Here is a 16184-nt window from a genome sequence, read left to right as displayed (position 1 = left end):
CCTCGCGGCCGCGCTCGTCACCCCCGTGCCCGCCCAGGCCGCCGACGACCCCGTCGTCCGCACCGCCGCGGGCTGAGTCCGGGGGGAAACACCGCCGAGGGACGCCAGTTCCTCGGCATCCCCTACGCCGAGCCGCCCGTCGGACAGCTCCGCTGGAGGGAGCCGCGGCCCGTCCGGCCCTGGCAAGGAGTGTGCGCGGCGGGGGACTTCGGCAACAAGTGCGTGCAGGGGGCGAGTTGGGACCCCGGCTACGAGCGGCCCAGCCACACCGAGGAATGTCTCGACCTCAATGTGTACGCCCCCGCGGGGGCCGCCCGTCGTGCGGTCCTGGTCTGGTTCCACGGGGGAGGACTCACCGGCGGGGCCGGCCAGGACGTCGTCCCCGACACCTTCGCCCGGCAGACCGGCACCGTCGTCGTCACCGTCAACTACCGCCTCGGGGCGATGGGCTTCCTCGCCACGGCCGGCCTCGACGACGAGGCGCGCGACGGGGTCTCAGGCAACTTCGGCATGCTCGACCAGCAGGCCGCGCTGCGCTGGGTCCGGGCCAACATCGGCCGCTTCGGAGGCGACCCGGGCCGCGTGACCGTCGCGGGCGAGTCGGCGGGCGGTCGCTCGGTCTGCACCCAGCTGGCCTCGCCGTCGGCGAAGGGCCTCTTCAGGGCGGGGATCATCCAGAGCGGGGCGTACGGCGAATGCGGTGCGCGTCCGCACCGGACGGCCGTGTCCCAGGGCGCCGCCTTCGCGAAGCGACTCGGCTGCACCGGCCTGGCCTGTCTGCGCGCCAAGCCGGCCGCCGAGATCCTGGCCGCGCAGAACGGCTTCGACTGGGCGCCGGTGGTCGGCGGCGCCTTCCTGCCGAGGCAGCCGCAGGAGGCGTTCGAGCGCGGGGCCGCCGCCGGGGTGCCGGTCATGAACGGGGCGAACCAGGACGAGGGCCGACTGTTCGCCTTCAGCCGCTTCGACCTGAACGGCACGCCGCTCACCGCCGACCAGTACCCGGCCGTCATGCGGGCCGACTACGGCGACGAGGCCCTCGCGCGCTACCCCCTCTCGGCTTACCTGTCCCCGACCCTCGCCTACGCCACCGCCCAGGGCGACGAGATGTTCGCCTGCTCGGCGCTCCGCCTCGACGGCACGCTCGCGGACGCGGCCAGGTCTACGCGTACGAGTTCGCCGACCGCACCTCCCCGCCCTTCGCCTCCCTGCGCGACCTCGGCACGGACTTCGACTTCGGCGCCACCCACGTCAACGAGCTTCAGTACCTGTTCAAGCACTTCGGCCTAGAGTCGCCGCTCAACACCGAGCAGCGGACGCTGGCACGGCAGATGACCCGGTACTGGGGCTCCTTCGTCCGGGACGGTGTGCCGAGCGCCGTGGGACAGCCCACGATGCCCGCCCGGACCGGGACGGTACTGACCCTGCGCACCGCGTCCGCCGACGGCAATGTGCTGAGTACCACCGCGCACCGTGAGCACCGGTGCAACCTGTGGGACGCCGAGACCGTCACACAGAACGGGTAGGCTGCCCCGGCGTACGCCCGCGGCCGGGCGTACGCCGGGAACACAGGGCGCAGTACATGAGAGGAAGCGGCGTTGCACGTCCAGGAATGGCTCGAAACGGTGCCCCCGCTCGCCATCTATCTGCTGGTGGGCCTCGTCATCGGTCTGGAGAGCCTGGGCATTCCGCTGCCCGGCGAGATCATCCTGGTCTCCTCGGCGCTGCTCGCCTCACAGCACGGTGACATCGACCCCTTCGTGCTCGGCGCCTGCGCCAGCGCGGGCGCGATCATCGGTGACTCCATCGGCTACGCCATCGGCCGCAAGGGCGGCCGCCCACTCCTGGCCTGGCTGGGCGGGAAATTCCCCAAGCACTTCAGCGAGGGGCACATCGCCACCGCCGAGCGGTCCTTCGAGAAGTGGGGCATGTGGGCCGTCTTCTTCGGCCGCTTCGTCGCCCTCCTGCGCATCTTCGCCGGCCCCCTCGCGGGCGTCCTGCGGATGCCGTACTGGAAGTTCCTGATCGCCAACGTCTTCGGCGGCATCCTCTGGGCGGGCGGCACGACCGCGGTCATCTACTACGTGGGCGTGGTCGCCGAGTCCTGGCTGAAGCGCTTCTCATGGCTGGGCCTGGTGGCAGCGGTCCTGATCGGCCTGACGTCGATGCTGATCATCAAGCGCAAGGCGACGAAGGCCCAGACGGCCCCTGCGGAACCGGCGCCAGTGGCCGCCGGCGACTGAAGACGCCCCTTGAGGGGCGCGGGGCTGTATCTGTGGGAGGCTCCGCCGCGCGGGCGCGACCGGCCACGACGCATCCGCGGACCGCGCACTTCCCTACGCCCCCTGCACCTCCCGGTGAGCCTTCGCCAACTCGGCGTACATCGTTCCGTTCAGGGTGACGCCCTGACGTTCCTCCTCCGTCAGCTCCCGCTTGACCTTCGCGGGCACCCCCGCCACCAGCGACCCGGGCGGCACCCGCATCCCCTGCGGGACCAACGCCTGCGCGGCCACGAGCGACCCCGCCCCGATCACCGCACCGTTCAGCACGGTCGCGCCCATCCCGATCAGACAGTCGTCCTCAACGGTCGCCCCGTGCACCACGGCGTTGTGGCCGACCGACACCCTCTCCCCGATGGTCACGGGAAACCCCGGGTCGGCGTGCAGCGTGCAGTTGTCCTGAACATTGGAGTGGGCCCCGACGGAGATCCGTTCCACGTCTCCGCGCGCCACCGCGCCGTACCAGACACTGGCCCCCGCGGCCAGCGTCACGTCACCGATCACGGACGAGGTCGGCGCCACGAACGCGGCCTCGTCGATCTTCGGTTCCCGGCCCCCGATACCCATGACCAGCGCCTTGTGCGTCATCGCCCTCTCCTCGCCGCAAACGTCGTAGACACTGCGCACCGTACGCCACCCGGTAGGGCGAAGATCACAGGCCCTCGACGGCATGAGGGAGCCGAACGCTCAGTACGGTGAGCGGGTGCTCAAGCGCAAGAACACGTTCTCGTCCTGGCGGCGCGGCCTCGCGCAGCGCGCCGTCCACGCGGGCTGGGCCTGGGTGCAGCGCACGGGTTCGGTGACGGCGGACAGCCCCGGCCGCTTCCGCTTCGGCTCCATCGGCGAAGCCACCCGGCTGGCCTTCCCGCTCGGCACCGTCTTCGGCGAACCCTGGATCCACCTCGGCTCCCACTGCATCGTCGGCGAGCAGGTGACGCTGACCGCGGGTCTGATGCCCGACCTCGACCTCGGTCCGGATCCGATCCTGCGGATCGGGGACGGCGTCGTGCTCGGCCGCGGCAGCCACGTCATCGCCGACACGACGGTCACCATCGGCAGCGACTGCTACTTCGGCCCGTACGTCTACGTCACGTCCACGAACCACTCGTACGACGATCCGCACGAGCCCATCGGCAAGCAGTGGCCGCGCATGGAGCCGGTCGAGATCGGCCCGGGGTGCTGGATCGGCACCGGGGCCGTGATCCTGCCGGGGGCGCGCATCGGGCGCAACGTCGTGGTGGCGGCCGGCGCGGTGGTCCGGGGCGTGGTGCCCGACCACGCCGTGGTGGCGGGGGCGCCCGCCCGTGTCGTACGGCGCTGGACGCCCGACGACGGCTGGCAGCCGCCGCTGCGGACGCCCGCGCCGGTGCCGATACCCGACGGGATCACACCGGAGCAGCTCCAGGCGCTGGCCGAGCTGGACGAGGAGACGGTGGCGAGGCTGGCGGAACTCGACGGGCAGGCGGCCGCCGGACTCGCCGAGCCGGCCACGGAGTCCTGAGTCAGCCGGTCGCCAGCAGCAGCGTGCCCACCAGTGCGAGCCCCGCGCCCGCCGCCTGCACCCCCTGCAGTCGCTCCCGCAGGAAGCCGCGTGCGGCCAGGGCGGTGACCACCGGGTACAGCGACGCGAGTACGGCCGCCACGGTGACCGGGCCGTGCTGGGCGGCGATCACATAGGTGCCGTTCGCCGCGACATCGGCGAGGCCCACGAAGGCGAGCGCCGGCAGGGAGCGCCAGGGGAAGGAGCCGTCCGGGAGGGCGGTGCCGCCGCGCCGGACGGAGGCGAAGAGCGCGACGCCGCCGGCCGCCACGTTGACCACGCGCTGCACGAAGAGCGCCAGGAACAGACCGGTGATGGTGGTCGACGCCTCCGCGATCAGCGCGAACACCGTGCCGAAGCCGAAGGCCGCGACCAGCGTGAGCAGGATGGCCTGCCGCTGCACGGGTGCGCCCCGCAGCTGGGGTCCGCCCGCGAGCGCGATGCCGAGCACGGCGACCGCGATGCCCGCGACCTGCGTCAGTGCGGGCCGTTCACCGAGGAAGAGCCCCACGCCGACCGGGACGGCGACGCCCACGGTGCCGAGCGGGGAGACCACGCCCATGGGGCCCAGCGCGAGCGCCTTGTAGAAGCAGAGCAGGGCGATCGGGCCCACCAGGCCGGCGGCGACCGCGAACCACAGCCGCGGACCGGCCTCGCTCCAGCCGCCGGTGGCGACCACGATCACGCCGAGCACGGTGGCCGCGATCGCCTGCGAGACGACGACCACCGTGAGGGCCGGGGTGCGCCGCGTCAGCAGTCCGCCGCCGAAGTCGGCCAACCCCCACAGCAGGCTGGTGGCCAGGGCGAAGAGTGCTGTCACGGGAGCCTCGCAGTACAGTTCGGTGCACGATCGGGGACACCTCACGGTAGTGCATTCAGGTGAACCCTGTCATCCAGAATATTGGACTCCGCAAGGACGGAATGTGTCGGACCTCGACCTGCTGACCCAGTCCCTGGCGCGCAACGTCAAGCGCTGGCGCACCGAGCGCGGCTTCACCCTGGACACGCTCGCCGCGCGGGCCGGGGTCAGCCGCGGCATGCTCATCCAGATCGAACAGGCCCGCACCAATCCGAGCCTCGGCACCGTGGTCAAGATCGGCGACGCACTCGGGGTCAGCATCACGACCCTCCTCGACTACGAGCAGGGACCCAAGGTGCGCGTCGTCCCGCCCGAGCAGGTGGTCCGGCTGTGGCACACCGACGCGGGCAGCTACAGCAAGCTCCTCGCGGGCACGGAGGCCCCCGGCCCGCTGGAGATGTGGGGCTGGAAGCTGATGCCGGGCGAGAGCAGCGGATCCGACCCGCACCCCGTCGGCACCGTCGAGATCGCCCACGTCACGGCGGGCGAACTCACCCTGACCGTCGAGGGTGTGGAGTACCGCGTCGCGGCCGGCTCCAGCGTCACCTTCGAGGCCAACGCCCCCCACACCTACGCCAATCAGGGCGACGTCCCGATGGAGATGACGCTGACGGTGTCGGTCCCGCTCGTGCACTGAGACGCCCGGGGCGGGGCCTCGGCGGCCCTGTTAGCGTGCGCTCATGGACGCACCCATCGGACGCTTCGACAACGCCACGCCCGCCCCCGCCTGCCTGGACGAGCTCACCCGCCCGGTCGCCGACGCCGTGCGCGACTGGCACGGCAGCGTCCCCGCCGATCAGATCGTCTACGTCGAGACCGATCCGCGGTGGGCCGACACCTCCGTCTTCGTCGAGCACTACGGGCAGGAACTGCTCGAACAGTCCGCGAACTGCGTGGTCGTCGCGGGCAGGCGCGGCGGCGGGACGACACTGGCCGCGTGCGTCGTGCTCTCCACCACCCGGGTCGACGTCAACGGTGTCGTACGCCGTCAACTCGGCGCCCGCAAGGCGTCGTTCGCCTCGATGGACACCGCGACCGGCGAGACCGGCATGGAGTACGGCGGTATCACCCCGATCGGGCTGCCGGGCGACTGGCCGGTGCTGGTGGACCCGGCCGTCGTCGACCTGCCGTACGTGCTGGTCGGCAGCGGGCGCCGGCGCGGCAAGCTGCTGGTGCCGGGCAAGGCGTTCGCGGAGCTGCCGGGGGCCGTCGTACTGGAGGGCCTCGGAGTCGCCTGAGCCCGCCGTACGGGCCCGTCGCCCGAGTTCAGGGCGCGGTGTGGTGCGCGAGAGCGAGATGCGGATCAGCCTCGCCCGGCACCGGAGCCGGGTCGGCGTGGACCAGGGCCGCGGTGAGCCGGGGGACGGCGTGCAGCAGGGCGTGCTCGGCGTCGACGGCGATGGCGTGCGCCTGACGTACCGTCACGTCGCCGTCCACGACGACCGCGACCTCGGCGCGCAGCCGGTGCCCGATCCAGCGCATCCGCAACTCGCCCACCTCGCGCACCCCCGCGACCTCACGAAGCGCCCGCTCGGCCCGGTCCACCAGGGCCGGGTCAACGGCGTCCATCACACGCCGGAAGACCTCGCGGGCCGCGTCCCGCAGCACCAGTGTGATCGCGGCCGTGATCGCCAACCCCACGATCGGGTCCGCCAGTTGCCACCCCAGTGCCGCACCGCCCGCGCTCAACAGGACGGCCAGTGAGGTGAATCCGTCCGTGCGGGCGTGCAGCCCGTCCGCGACGAGCGCGGCCGAGCCGATCGCGCGGCCGACCCGGATCCGGTACCGGGCCACCCACTCGTTGCCCGCGAACCCGACGATCGCCGCCACGGCCACGGCCGGGATCTGCTGCACGGGGCGGGGGTCGAGGAGCCGGTCGACGGCCGTCCACGCGGCGAAGGCCGCGGACGCGGCGATCGTCAGCACGATGACGATGCCCGCGAGGTCCTCGGCCCGTCCGTAGCCATAGGTGAAGCGGCGCGTCGCCGCGCGTCGGCCCAGTACGAAGGCGATCCCGAGCGGTACGGCGGTCAGCGCGTCCGCCGTGTTGTGCACCGTGTCGCCGAGCAGCGCCACGGACCCGGAGACGACCACCACGGCCGCCTGCGCGAGGGCCGTCAGTCCGAGCACGGCCAGCGAGACCCACAGCGCGCGCATGCCGCGGGCCGAGGATTCCAGGGCGGAGTCGAGCTTGTCGGCGGTCTCGTGGGAGTGGGGTTTGAGGAGGTGGGCGAGGCGGTGGCGGAGGCCGCCGGGGGAGTGCGGGTGCGGGTGGGGGCGGGGATGCGGGTGGGGATGGTCGTGGGCGTGGCGGTGTCCGTGCCCGTCGTGGTGCTCGTGCTCGTGCCGGTCGCTCACGGTGGTCCCCTTCCGGTGCGCGGGAGTGGACGTGTGCCGCGCACGACGCCATTATGTGCGTATGAGCGCACGCATGCACCTGTCATCTGCACACGATGCGCATCCGCGCACCCCGGGCGAGGAACAGTTCGCGCTCGCCGCCGAGGTCCTCGCCCTGCTCGGCGACCGCACCCGTCTCACGCTGCTGCATGCCCTCACTGCGGGGGAGGCCGACGTCACGACGCTCACGGAGGCGTGCGGCGCGGCCCGGCCCGCGGTCAGCCAGCATCTGGCCCGACTGCGCCTCGCGGGCCTGGTGACCACACGGAAGGAGGGCCGCCGGGTGGTCTACTCCCTCCGCGACGGCCATCTGCGCCGCCTCGTCGACGAGGCGCTGAACGTGGCGGACCACCGGCTCAGCGACCGGCCGCTGCACGACTGAGGGCAGACGCGGGTCAGTAGTCGGCGTTCTCGCCCAGGTACTGCTCCGCGAAGGCGATCGCCGCCGTCGGGGAGCCGAAGATGCGGCGGAGGCGGGCAAGAGTGGTGCCCGCGCGGTACGGGTCGCCCGAGGACGTGCCGTGGTAGATCTCGGAGAGCCAGTGGGAGAACTCCTGGTAGTCCCACACCCGGCCCAGGCAGGCCGCCGAGTAGCCGTCCAGGCCGGTGCTGTCGCCCTTCGTGAGGTACGCGACCAGCCCGTCGCCGAGCAGGAAGGCGTCGTGCAGAGCGAGGTTCATGCCCTTGGCGGCGATGGGGGCGGTGAGGTGGGCGGCGTCGCCGGCCAGGAAGAGACGGCCGAACACCATGGGTTCGACGACGTAGTTGTGCATGTCCAGGACGCGCTTCTCGATCAGCCGTCCCTCGGTCAGCCGCGGCACGCCGTTCGCCCCGAGCCGCTGCTGCAGCTCCGTCCAGACCCTGTCGTGCGACCAGTTCTCCGGGTCGTCGCCGGGCGGGCACTCGAGGTAGTAGCGGGTCACCTCGGCGCTGCGCGCCATGTGCCCGGCGAAGCCGTTCGGATGTATGCCGAACAGGACGCAGTCGGCGGACGGCGGCGCCTCGGCGAGCAGCGCCAGCCAGCCGATGCCGTAGTCAGTGCGGGAGATGTGGGCGCGGTCGGCGGGCAGCGCCGTGCGCGTCACTCCGCGCGCGCCGTCGCAGCCGGCCACGAAGTCGCAGTGCACGACCTGCCGTTGCCCCGTCTCCGGGCAGGTGTACGACACCGAGGGGTGGTCGGTGTCGAGGTCGTGCAGCCGCACGTCCCGCACGCCGAAGCGGATGGCGCCGCCGCGCACGTCCGCGTACTCCCGCACCAGGTCCGTCACCAGCAACTGCTGCGGGTAGACCCAGTGATGAACACCCGTGAGCTGCGCGTACTCGAACCGGTAGCGCTCCCCGGCGAACCGGAACTCGCACTCCGTGTGGCGCTGCGCCCGCTCCAGCAACGTGTCCGCGAGGCCCCGCCGCTGGAGTCCGCGTACGGCCCACTCCTCCAGGACCCCGGCCCGCGGCCGCTGCTCGATGGACTGTCTGGTCCCGGTCTCCAGGACCAGACAGTCGACGGACGCCGCCCGCAGGAGGTTGCCGGTCGTGAGGCCGGCCGGTCCGGCGCCCACGACGACGACCGGAAAGCGGTGCGAGGCGGCGGAGTCGGGGTGGGGGGAAGGGGAGGTCACCCCAGCATTATGAAGGTGGCCGGGGAAGGAGGGGAGGGTTCAGGGGCCCCCTCGGCAGAAGGCCGGCGGAGGGCACCTGACGGCCCTGGCCCAGGCGCGGTATCTCGATCGCCGGGCAGCGGTCCATGACCATCTCCAGGCCCGCCGCACGGGCCCGGTCGTACGCCGCCTCGTCGATGACACCCAGTTGGAACCAGACCGCCTCGGCGCCCTTGGCGAGCGCCTCGTCGACGACCGGGCCGGCGAGGTCGCTGTTCACGAAGACGTCGACCACGTCCACGTCGAACGGGATGTCCGCCAGGGAGGCGTAGCCCGGTTCGCCGTGGACCGTCTCCGCCTTCGGGTGGACGGGCACGATGCGCTTGCCGTAGCGCTGGAGGACCTCGGCGACTCCGTACGCCGCCCGCCGCTGGTTCGACGACAGGCCCACGACGGCCCAGGTGTCGCCCAGTTCGGTGAGGATCCTGCGGACCGCTGCCTCGTCGCCGTACACCGCCGGCCTCCCTGTGCCTCGTCCAGCTGCCGTCCAGCTGTTCTCATCACCCACAACGGCCGGCGACCCCCCAGGATTCCCGCCGTCACCCCGCGGCTGCGCACCGGCGCCCGGCCGATCCCGGAAGCCGGGCCCGAACTCCTGTCCGGGCGGGCCGGGGCGCAGTACCGTTCGGGCAGTCCGCACGGCAGGGGGTGGCGATGCCCGGGTACGACGTGCGTGTCGCGCGCGTGAAGAGACCGTACGGCCATGGGTGACCAGGCGACTCCCGGCAGCCCCGGCTCCCGCCACGCTGACCGGAAAGCGGGCCGGATGGCTGCGGACGCGCGCGTGTCCGCCTACGCTCGCTCCGTGCTGCGCATCATCGACGACCGAACCGGCGAGCCCGTCGACGCCGCGCCCGCCCGCCGGGGCCTGACCCGCATCGAGGCGCATACCGAGGGCTTCGACGTCACCGCCCTACGGGTGCTGCTCGTCGCCGATCTCCTCGTCCGCGCGCTGGAACTCGGCGGTACGCCGGTCTGGGCGCTGCTCGACGAGGAGCGGCAGCGGGCAGAGCTCCGGGCCGGCGCCGCGGCGCTCGGCATCCGGCCCTTCGAGGACGGTCGGGACGCCGCGTCGGGGCTCGGCGAGGCACAGGTCCTGCACGTCGTACGCGAGGGCGGCGCGGAACCCGACGGCGTACGGATCGCCGTGGCGCCCGTGCACGCGGACGCGCCCCCCGAGGAGGCCGACCCCGCCGCCCTGCGCCTCGCGCTGCTGTCCCGGCGCAGAAGCGTGCCCGTACGGCTCGACGTGGCCGCGCTCACCGACGCCCATGACACCCTCGTCGGCTGGCGCCGTGCCGTCGCGGCCTGGGCGCGGCAGCCCTCGCGGCCCATCCCCGACGAGGTGCGGGCGGAGCTGAGTACCGCATGGGAGGACGACCTCGACCTGCCCGGGGTCCTCGGCGTCCTGCGCTGGGTGGAGACCGCGCCGGACCTGCCGGACGGCGCCCGTTTCGAGACGTACGCCTACGCCGACCGGCTCCTGGGCCTAGACCTCGCCCACGACCTGGGAAGCCCCGCGTGACCGCGCGCCCGGGCGCGGGCCCGCTGCGCCGCCTGGTCGTCCTGCGGCACGCCAAGTCCGCCTGGCCGGACGGCGTCGCCGACCACCAACGCCCGCTCGCCCCGCGCGGCCGCCGTGACGCCCCGGTCGCGGGCCGGATGCTCGCCGAGAACGACTGTCTGCCGGACCTCGCCCTGTGCTCGACCGCCGTGCGCGCGCGTGAGACCTGGGAACTGGCGGCCGCGGAGTGGGGCACACCGCCGCCGGTGCAGCATGATCCGCGGCTGTACGCGGCGGACGTGTCCGAGTTGCTGGCCGTCGTGCACGAGGTGTCCGCCGGGGTCCGCACGCTGCTCCTGGTCGGGCACAACCCCGGTCTGGAGGAGCTCGTCCTGGACCTCGCCGGGGACGGCCTCGACGACGCGCTGGACGAGGTCCGTACGAAGTTCCCGACCTCGGCGATGGCCGTACTGGCCTGGCACGGCACCACCTGGCAGGCCCTCGCGCCCGGTACGGCGCTGCTGACGGGCGTGCTGGTGGCGCGGGGCAGGAAGCGGTGAGAGCGAAGGCAGGACGTCGGCATAGGCTGGCCCGATGCAGGACGAGTACCGCACAGTCGCCCACGCGGGCGTGCACGAGACCGAGGTCAACCGCTCACGCTTCCTCTGCGCGCTCGCCCCGGCGGCCACCGAGCAGGAGGCCCAGGACTTCATCGCCGCCGTCCGCAAGGAGCACGCGGACGCCAGCCACAACTGCTGGGCCTACGTCATCGGCGCCGGCGCCGCCATCCAGAAGGCCAGTGACGACGGCGAGCCGGGCGGCACGGCCGGCGTCCCCATGCTCCAGATGCTGCTGCGCCGCGACATGCGGTACGTCGTCGCCGTCGTCACCCGCTACTACGGCGGCGTCAAACTCGGCGCGGGCGGGCTCATCCGGGCCTACGGCGGAGCGGTCGGCGAGGCGCTGGACGCGCTCGGCACGCTGACGCGGCGCCGCTTCCGGCTGGCCACGGTGACCGTCGACCACCAGCGCGCGGGCAAGGTGCAGAACGACCTGAGGTCGACCGGGCGCGAGGTGCGGGACGTGCGGTACGGCGAGGCGGTCACCATCGAGATCGGCCTGCCGGACGCCGACGTGGAGGCGTTCCGGGCCTGGCTCGCGGACGCGACGGCGGGGGCGGCGGGATTCGAACTCGGGGGAGAGGCGTACGGGGACGCGTGACCGACGCGGGGGCCGGCGCTCTCGGGAGGGGGCGACCCGGTTCACCGCGACACGGTCCGCGATGCGGTCGTCCACGTGAACCCGTCCGGGTCGGTGAACGGCCCGGCATCGCCGCCGATCACCAGGCGGTGCGATCCGGTGCCGTCGGGCGAGACGCCGGCGACCTTGGCGAGGGAACGGCGCTTGTAGAGCGCCAGCTTGACCGGACCCGACCCGGTGGCGAACTCGACGTACTTGCTGCCGAACCCCTTCGCCACGGCGAGGCCATGATCGACGTAGAACTGCTTGGTGGCCTTCACGTCCTGCACGCCGAGCAGGAGCACGATCTCGTCGATCTGCCGGGTGGCCGGGCCGGTGTCCTTCTTCGACGACGACGCGACCTGCCAGATCGTCCCGTCCGGGGCCTGGACGACACCCCCATAACCCCACAGCGACCTGGCCGCGGGCTTCAGTGTCGTGGCGCCGGCGTCCACGGCCGCGTCGACGAGGGCGTCGACGTTCGCCGGCTGGGCCACCACGAGGGACAGCGTGAAACCGCGGAAGCCGGTCGTGGGTGCCTCGGAGGCCCGCAGCAGTACCTGGTCGCCCAGCCCGAAGGCCGCGGTGTAGAAGCGGTCGGCGGCGGTGACGTCGGCCACCTCGAGGGTGACGGATTCGATGGAGGTCATGTCGACGACGGTAGCTGCGGCACCGAGACCGACGCTTCTCGATTCCTGACCACTACGCCGGACCGGATCCCGCATTTCGATGCCGTGCGGTGCCGAACGGCGCGCCTCGCCGGGCGGTTCCTGCCAGAGTGAGCGGGGCGGAGCAGACCGGATGGGACATGGGCAGTGAACGCTGAGCACGGTCGGGACGAGATGCACCCGGGTTCGAAAGGCGTCGGCGCGACCGGTCTTCGGTGGCAGAGCCTCGGTGGGGCCGTCGTGTGGACAGCGCTGTCGGTGGCGGTTCCCGCCGGGGCGTTCCTGTGGGCCGTGGCGGGCGCACCCCTCGCCGTGATCGTCTTCGCGGCGTCGATGATCGGTGTGCTGGCTCTTCTCCTGGTGGGTGGCTCTTCCGGCTTCGCGGAGGTGACCGGCCGTCAGGCCGTCGACGCGCCCGCGGAACGCCTGGCTCGATGGGAGCGGTGGCGCTGTGGGTCCGTGGTCCGTGAGGCGGGGCTCGGGGAATCCCGGCTGCTGCCTGTCGACTGGGCCGTCACCGACCCGCACGGCGGCCGCTCGTACAGCCAACTCGGCGGCGGCACCGTCCTGTTCAGGACCGGCCGTCACGAGCAGCTGGCTGCCGCGTTCCGCGCGTTGCCGACCCGACGTCTGATCATCACCGGCCCGCCCGGGGCGGGCAAGAGCGCCCTCGCGGTGCTGCTCACGCGCGAACTGCTGGAGTCGCGCACCAGCGACGACCCCGTTCCGGTGTTGCTGCACCTCACCTCGTACGACCCTCGGGAAGCGACGCTGACGGACTGGGCGCAACAGCAGATCGCAGCCATCTTCGACACGTTTTCCGACACACCCGCTGATCGGACGACGGCCGAGGACCTCATCGCCGACGGCCGGGTGTTCCCCGTGCTGGACGGTCTGGACGAACTGCCCGCCGAGACTCGCGGAGCGGTGCTTGAGACGCTGACGCGGTACTACCCCACCACAGCGCCGCTGGTGCTGACCTGCCGGAAGTGGTCCGACTTGTGGCCGCCGTCGATGGCCGAAACGATGACGACGGTCGCTCCGGGCCCCCTTGCTCCCCAGGACGCCATCGGTCATCTGAGCCACGGCACAGCGCTTCCCGGGGACCGGTGGTTACCTCTGGCGGGCTTCCTCGCCCGCCACCCCGACAGCGCTGTCGCCCGGGTGCTCGCCCGCCCGGTGGGGGTGGTGCTGGTCCGCTCCGCCTATGCCGGTCCGGACGTCGACCCCAGTGAACTCCTGGACGGCAGGCGCTTCCACACGGCCGCGGACATCGAAGAACACTTGCTGGACCGGGCCATGTCGGCGTCGCTCGGGCGCGAGCGTCAGTCCCGGCAGGGTCATGGGTGGGATCCGGTCAGGGCGCGTCGGTATCTGTCGTTCCTCGCCCGCTCCCTGACCCGCCGTGAATCGCCCGTACTGGCCTGGTGGAAGCTGCACCTCGACGTGGCGGGGCTGACCCGCACATGGAGCCGTGTCCTGATCTGGACACTGACCGCGGCCCTGCTCCATGTGCCCCTGGCCGCCCTCGTCGCCTACGACGCGGCGTTGCCGACGTCCCTGGCGGCGGCCCGCGAAACCCTCGTCGGTGCCGTGGCCACCGCGACCATCATCGGCGTCCGGGACGGCCTGTCCGGGAGACGGCGGTGGCGGCACCGACCGGTGCGCCTGATGGTGATGACGTGGTTGTGCGGCGGCGCGGTCGGCGCCGCGGCGCTCGCGCTGCTCTTCATGGCTACGGGGCGGACGAGTCCGGAGGACCTGGATTACGGCGCCAGGACTGGTCTGCTGATCGCCGGGACCGCTGCCCTGGTGGCCTTCCTGGCCGCGGGCCTCCCGATGCCTCCGGGCGCCCCCGATGCCGATCGGGGTGCGCGGACGGGACCGCCAAGGGCGGTCGAGGCAACCGTGCTGGCCTCCACACGGGCGCTTCCCCTGGCCGTGCTGTGGTTCGCGTCCCCGCGAACACCCCTGGTTCTCAGCATTTGCCTGCTCCTGGTCGTACTGCTGCTGCGGGACCTGAGGCGCGTCGTCGCGCTGCGCGGTGTCGCGAGTCCCCATTCCACCCTGGACGCCGCCCGACGGGTGACGCTCGTCAATGTGACCGGCGTCGTCCTGCTCGGTGCGCTGTCGCGGCCACTGCTCGACAGCGCGGCGATTCCAGGGGCACCCGCACCGGCCGATGCCATGGCGGCGGCATGGACCTTCGGTGCCGCGGTCGTGCTCAGCGGTTCCACCTGGGCGAACTACACCGTCGCCCGCCTGTACCTGGCGCTGCGCGGGCGCGTGCCGTTGCGGCTCCAGCGGTTCTTGACCCACGCATGTGTCCTGGGCGTGCTCAGTCCGTCGGGCCCCTTCTACCGTTTCCGGCACCTCGCCCTGCGCAACCATCTGGCCGGGGTGCCGCACACGGCCCGGGAGCATGCGTACCCGCGGGGTGAGGCGACCACCGAGGACGACCGGCGTGATCGCCCCGTGCCGTCCCTCGGACGAGCCGCGCCGACGGGCACCATACGGCCCTCCCCTCCGCCGTTCCTGACGGGCGACACCATCGACTTCAGCGGTGGAACGTTCGGGGGCCCCGTAATCGGGGGGCAGGCCGACCGCCCCGAGCGGCGTCGGCTGCGAGCGGAGCTCGCCGAGCAGGCGTCGCCGGGCCGCGAGGTACCGCTGCACGTCCAGGTCACCCGCGGTGGCGGCCAGGAGGGTGTGGCCCTGCGGCCGTTCGTGTTGCCCCCCGAGGGGGCCCGGCTGTTGATCACCGTGCACGCTCCGGGGCTGCTGGCGCTGGGGGACCTGCAGCAGGAGCTGTCCGTCGAGACGGGGCGGGACTCCGATGTACTGCGCTTCGGCCTGCGTACCGACCGGCCCGGACTGCACACGGTCACGGTGCGCGCGTTCCGAGGGGGGTCCTTCCTCGGGGAACTGCGGCTGCAGATCTCGGTCCAGGCGGATGTACCCGCCCGTGACGGAGCGCCGCGCACGGCGCCGCTCGACTCGCTCGCCTTCGACCCGGGCGAGGTGACGCTCCAGGTGCTCAGGGCCGCCGACGGCTACACCTTCCAGTTGCTCAGCGAGACCAGTTACGCGCCGGCGTTCCAGCTGAAGGCCGGCGACCCCCGGCAGGCCACGGAGAACATCTACCGGGAATTGCGCCGGATCGCGGCCGCGGCCGGCGTCCGGACGGATGCCCGACAGGTGCGCAGACGTCTGCAGAACCTGGGAGTAGCCCTCTGGCGGGCCGCTGTGCCCGACGCGGTGCGTGGACAGTTCTGGCGGGAAACCGACAAGATCCGCGCCTTCACCGTGCTCGGCGAGCACGACGTGGTGCCGTGGGAGCTGCTGTACCCGCTCGACGGAACACAGCAGGGCGACGGCTTCCTCGCCGAATGGCTTCCCGTTGTCCGTCGCGTCTTCGGGCAGGAGCGGGTACGGCAACTTCTCCTGCCCCGGGCCACTTTCGTCGTACCGCCCGGATCACCACCCGAGGCGGGACTGGAGGTCACCGCTCTGCGCGCCCGGTTCGGCCCTGTCATGGGCGACGGCGGCGTCCTGACGAGCGGCGCGGAGATCCAGAGCCGCATCGACGAGGGGCTGGACGGACTGCTGCACTTCGCCTGCCACAACGCGTTCACGGAGGCCGGCTCCCAGGTCACCATGGCGGACGGCCCCTTCGACCCGCTGGACCTCGCGACCGCTCAGGGATCCCGCGCCCTGGGCGACACGCGCCCGCTGGTCTTCTTCAACGCGTGCCGCAGCGCCGGCCAGATTGACTGGTACGCCACCTCCCTGGGGTGGGCCCCCCAGTTCCTCGAAGCGGGCGCGGGCGCGTTCATCGGAACCCTGTGGCCGGTGCGTTCGGACTCGGCACTGGCCTATGCGGATGCCTTCTACACTCACTTGGTCACTGACGGACTCCCGCTGGGGGAGGCGTCGATGAGGGCCCGGCAAGCCATCCGCGACCACGGAGGTGACCCCACCTGGCTCGCCTACGCCGTCTACGGCAGCCCCGCCGCCCGAGCCGCCCTCGCGTGAAGGAGGGG

General features: G+C 72.6%; 15 protein-coding genes and 2 pseudogenes. 11 read left to right on the top strand and 6 right to left on the bottom strand.

The window, feature by feature from the left end:
• Positions 1-72 precede the first annotated feature (72 nt).
• The 3 genes and pseudogenes from ACFU95_RS10920 to ACFU95_RS10910 form a co-directional block, all read left to right on the top strand.
• Positions 73-906 (top strand): annotated as a pseudogene (locus tag ACFU95_RS10920) (carboxylesterase family protein); the annotation flags it as partial.
• Positions 828-1523 (top strand): carboxylesterase family protein, encoded by a 696-nt coding sequence (locus tag ACFU95_RS10915; RefSeq protein ID WP_383825013.1) that lies wholly within the window; start codon positions 828-830, stop codon positions 1521-1523. The pseudogene ACFU95_RS10920 and the gene ACFU95_RS10915, both read left to right, overlap by 79 nt.
• Before the next feature lie 72 nt (positions 1524-1595).
• A complete protein-coding gene (locus ACFU95_RS10910) occupies positions 1596-2240 on the top strand; it encodes a DedA family protein (RefSeq protein ID WP_383824881.1) in 645 nt (214 codons plus the stop codon).
• A gap of 93 nt (positions 2241-2333) precedes the next feature.
• Here ACFU95_RS10910 and ACFU95_RS10905 read toward each other — a convergent pair whose 3' ends face one another.
• On the bottom strand, positions 2334-2864 hold the full coding sequence (locus ACFU95_RS10905) for a gamma carbonic anhydrase family protein (protein WP_383824878.1): 531 nt from the start codon (positions 2862-2864) through the stop codon (positions 2334-2336).
• Positions 2865-2979: 115 nt separating this feature from the next.
• Between ACFU95_RS10905 and ACFU95_RS10900 the strand changes: the two genes are divergently transcribed.
• Positions 2980-3777 carry an acyltransferase gene (locus ACFU95_RS10900; protein WP_383825010.1) on the top strand — a complete coding sequence of 266 codons (798 nt, stop codon included), beginning with the start codon at positions 2980-2982 and terminating at the stop codon, positions 3775-3777.
• Position 3778: 1 nt separating this feature from the next.
• Here ACFU95_RS10900 and ACFU95_RS10895 read toward each other — a convergent pair whose 3' ends face one another.
• Positions 3779-4636 carry a DMT family transporter gene (locus ACFU95_RS10895; protein WP_383824875.1) on the bottom strand — a complete coding sequence of 286 codons (858 nt, stop codon included), beginning with the start codon at positions 4634-4636 and terminating at the stop codon, positions 3779-3781.
• A gap of 103 nt (positions 4637-4739) precedes the next feature.
• Between ACFU95_RS10895 and ACFU95_RS10890 the strand changes: the two genes are divergently transcribed.
• Positions 4740-5312: an XRE family transcriptional regulator gene (locus ACFU95_RS10890; protein WP_383824872.1), complete on the top strand. Its 573-nt coding sequence runs from the start codon at positions 4740-4742 to the stop codon at positions 5310-5312.
• 43 nt (positions 5313-5355) lie between these two features.
• Entirely contained in the window at positions 5356-5913 is a 558-nt protein-coding gene (locus tag ACFU95_RS10885) for a YbaK/EbsC family protein (protein ID WP_383824869.1), read from the top strand.
• A 28-nt stretch (positions 5914-5941) separates the two neighbouring features.
• Here ACFU95_RS10885 and ACFU95_RS10880 read toward each other — a convergent pair whose 3' ends face one another.
• Positions 5942-7033 carry a cation diffusion facilitator family transporter gene (locus tag ACFU95_RS10880; RefSeq protein ID WP_383824866.1) on the bottom strand — a complete coding sequence of 364 codons (1092 nt, stop codon included), beginning with the start codon at positions 7031-7033 and terminating at the stop codon, positions 5942-5944.
• Positions 7034-7094: 61 nt separating this feature from the next.
• Between ACFU95_RS10880 and ACFU95_RS10875 the strand changes: the two genes are divergently transcribed.
• The gene (locus ACFU95_RS10875) at positions 7095-7454 is read left to right on the top strand and encodes an ArsR/SmtB family transcription factor (protein ID WP_383824863.1); all 360 of its coding nucleotides are present in this window, start codon (positions 7095-7097) and stop codon (positions 7452-7454) included.
• 13 nt (positions 7455-7467) lie between these two features.
• Here ACFU95_RS10875 and ACFU95_RS10870 read toward each other — a convergent pair whose 3' ends face one another.
• Positions 7468-8691 carry a 4-hydroxybenzoate 3-monooxygenase gene (locus ACFU95_RS10870; protein WP_383824860.1) on the bottom strand — a complete coding sequence of 408 codons (1224 nt, stop codon included), beginning with the start codon at positions 8689-8691 and terminating at the stop codon, positions 7468-7470.
• An 88-nt stretch (positions 8692-8779) separates the two neighbouring features.
• Positions 8780-9184, bottom strand: a pseudogene (locus ACFU95_RS10865) (CoA-binding protein); the annotation flags it as partial.
• A gap of 312 nt (positions 9185-9496) precedes the next feature.
• Here ACFU95_RS10865 and ACFU95_RS10860 point away from each other — a divergent pair.
• From ACFU95_RS10860 to ACFU95_RS10850, 3 genes are read left to right on the top strand one after another with little or no spacing between them, the layout of a single operon-like run.
• Positions 9497-10255, top strand: a complete 759-nt coding sequence (locus tag ACFU95_RS10860; protein ID WP_383825007.1) for a hypothetical protein — start codon at positions 9497-9499, stop codon at positions 10253-10255.
• Complete coding sequence (locus tag ACFU95_RS10855; RefSeq protein WP_383824857.1) at positions 10252-10794, top strand: SixA phosphatase family protein; 543 nt, start codon at positions 10252-10254, stop codon at positions 10792-10794. Before ACFU95_RS10860 ends, ACFU95_RS10855 begins: the two co-directional genes overlap by 4 nt.
• A 34-nt stretch (positions 10795-10828) precedes the next feature.
• Complete coding sequence (locus ACFU95_RS10850; RefSeq protein WP_383824854.1) at positions 10829-11455, top strand: YigZ family protein; 627 nt, start codon at positions 10829-10831, stop codon at positions 11453-11455.
• A 41-nt stretch (positions 11456-11496) separates the two neighbouring features.
• Here ACFU95_RS10850 and ACFU95_RS10845 read toward each other — a convergent pair whose 3' ends face one another.
• Entirely contained in the window at positions 11497-12123 is a 627-nt protein-coding gene (locus tag ACFU95_RS10845; RefSeq protein ID WP_383824852.1) for a glyoxalase, read from the bottom strand.
• 165 nt (positions 12124-12288) lie between these two features.
• Between ACFU95_RS10845 and ACFU95_RS10840 the strand changes: the two genes are divergently transcribed.
• Positions 12289-16176, top strand: coding sequence for a CHAT domain-containing protein (locus ACFU95_RS10840; RefSeq protein ID WP_383824849.1), 3888 nt, complete (start codon positions 12289-12291; stop codon positions 16174-16176).
• The last annotated feature ends 8 nt before the right edge of the window (positions 16177-16184 follow it).

Origin of the sequence: Streptomyces sp. NPDC057623, assembly GCF_042800355.1 — a bacterium.
In the GTDB taxonomy this organism is placed as follows: Bacteria; Actinomycetota; Actinomycetes; order Streptomycetales; family Streptomycetaceae; genus Streptomyces.
This window is presented reverse-complemented; position numbering and strand designations above follow the sequence as displayed.

Bases quoted from the DNA above. Each gene is read 5' to 3' on its own strand.
- ACFU95_RS10905 (WP_383824878.1), bottom strand. From the start codon at position 2,864: ATGACGCACAAGGCGCTGGTCATGGGTATCGGGGGCCGGGAACCGAAG.
- ACFU95_RS10885 (WP_383824869.1), top strand. From the start codon at position 5,356: ATGGACGCACCCATCGGACGCTTCGACAACGCCACGCCCGCCCCCGCC.
- ACFU95_RS10875 (WP_383824863.1), top strand. From the start codon at position 7,095: ATGAGCGCACGCATGCACCTGTCATCTGCACACGATGCGCATCCGCGC.
- ACFU95_RS10860 (WP_383825007.1), top strand. From the start codon at position 9,497: ATGGCTGCGGACGCGCGCGTGTCCGCCTACGCTCGCTCCGTGCTGCGC.
- ACFU95_RS10850 (WP_383824854.1), top strand. From the start codon at position 10,829: ATGCAGGACGAGTACCGCACAGTCGCCCACGCGGGCGTGCACGAGACC.
- ACFU95_RS10845 (WP_383824852.1), bottom strand. From the start codon at position 12,123: ATGACCTCCATCGAATCCGTCACCCTCGAGGTGGCCGACGTCACCGCC.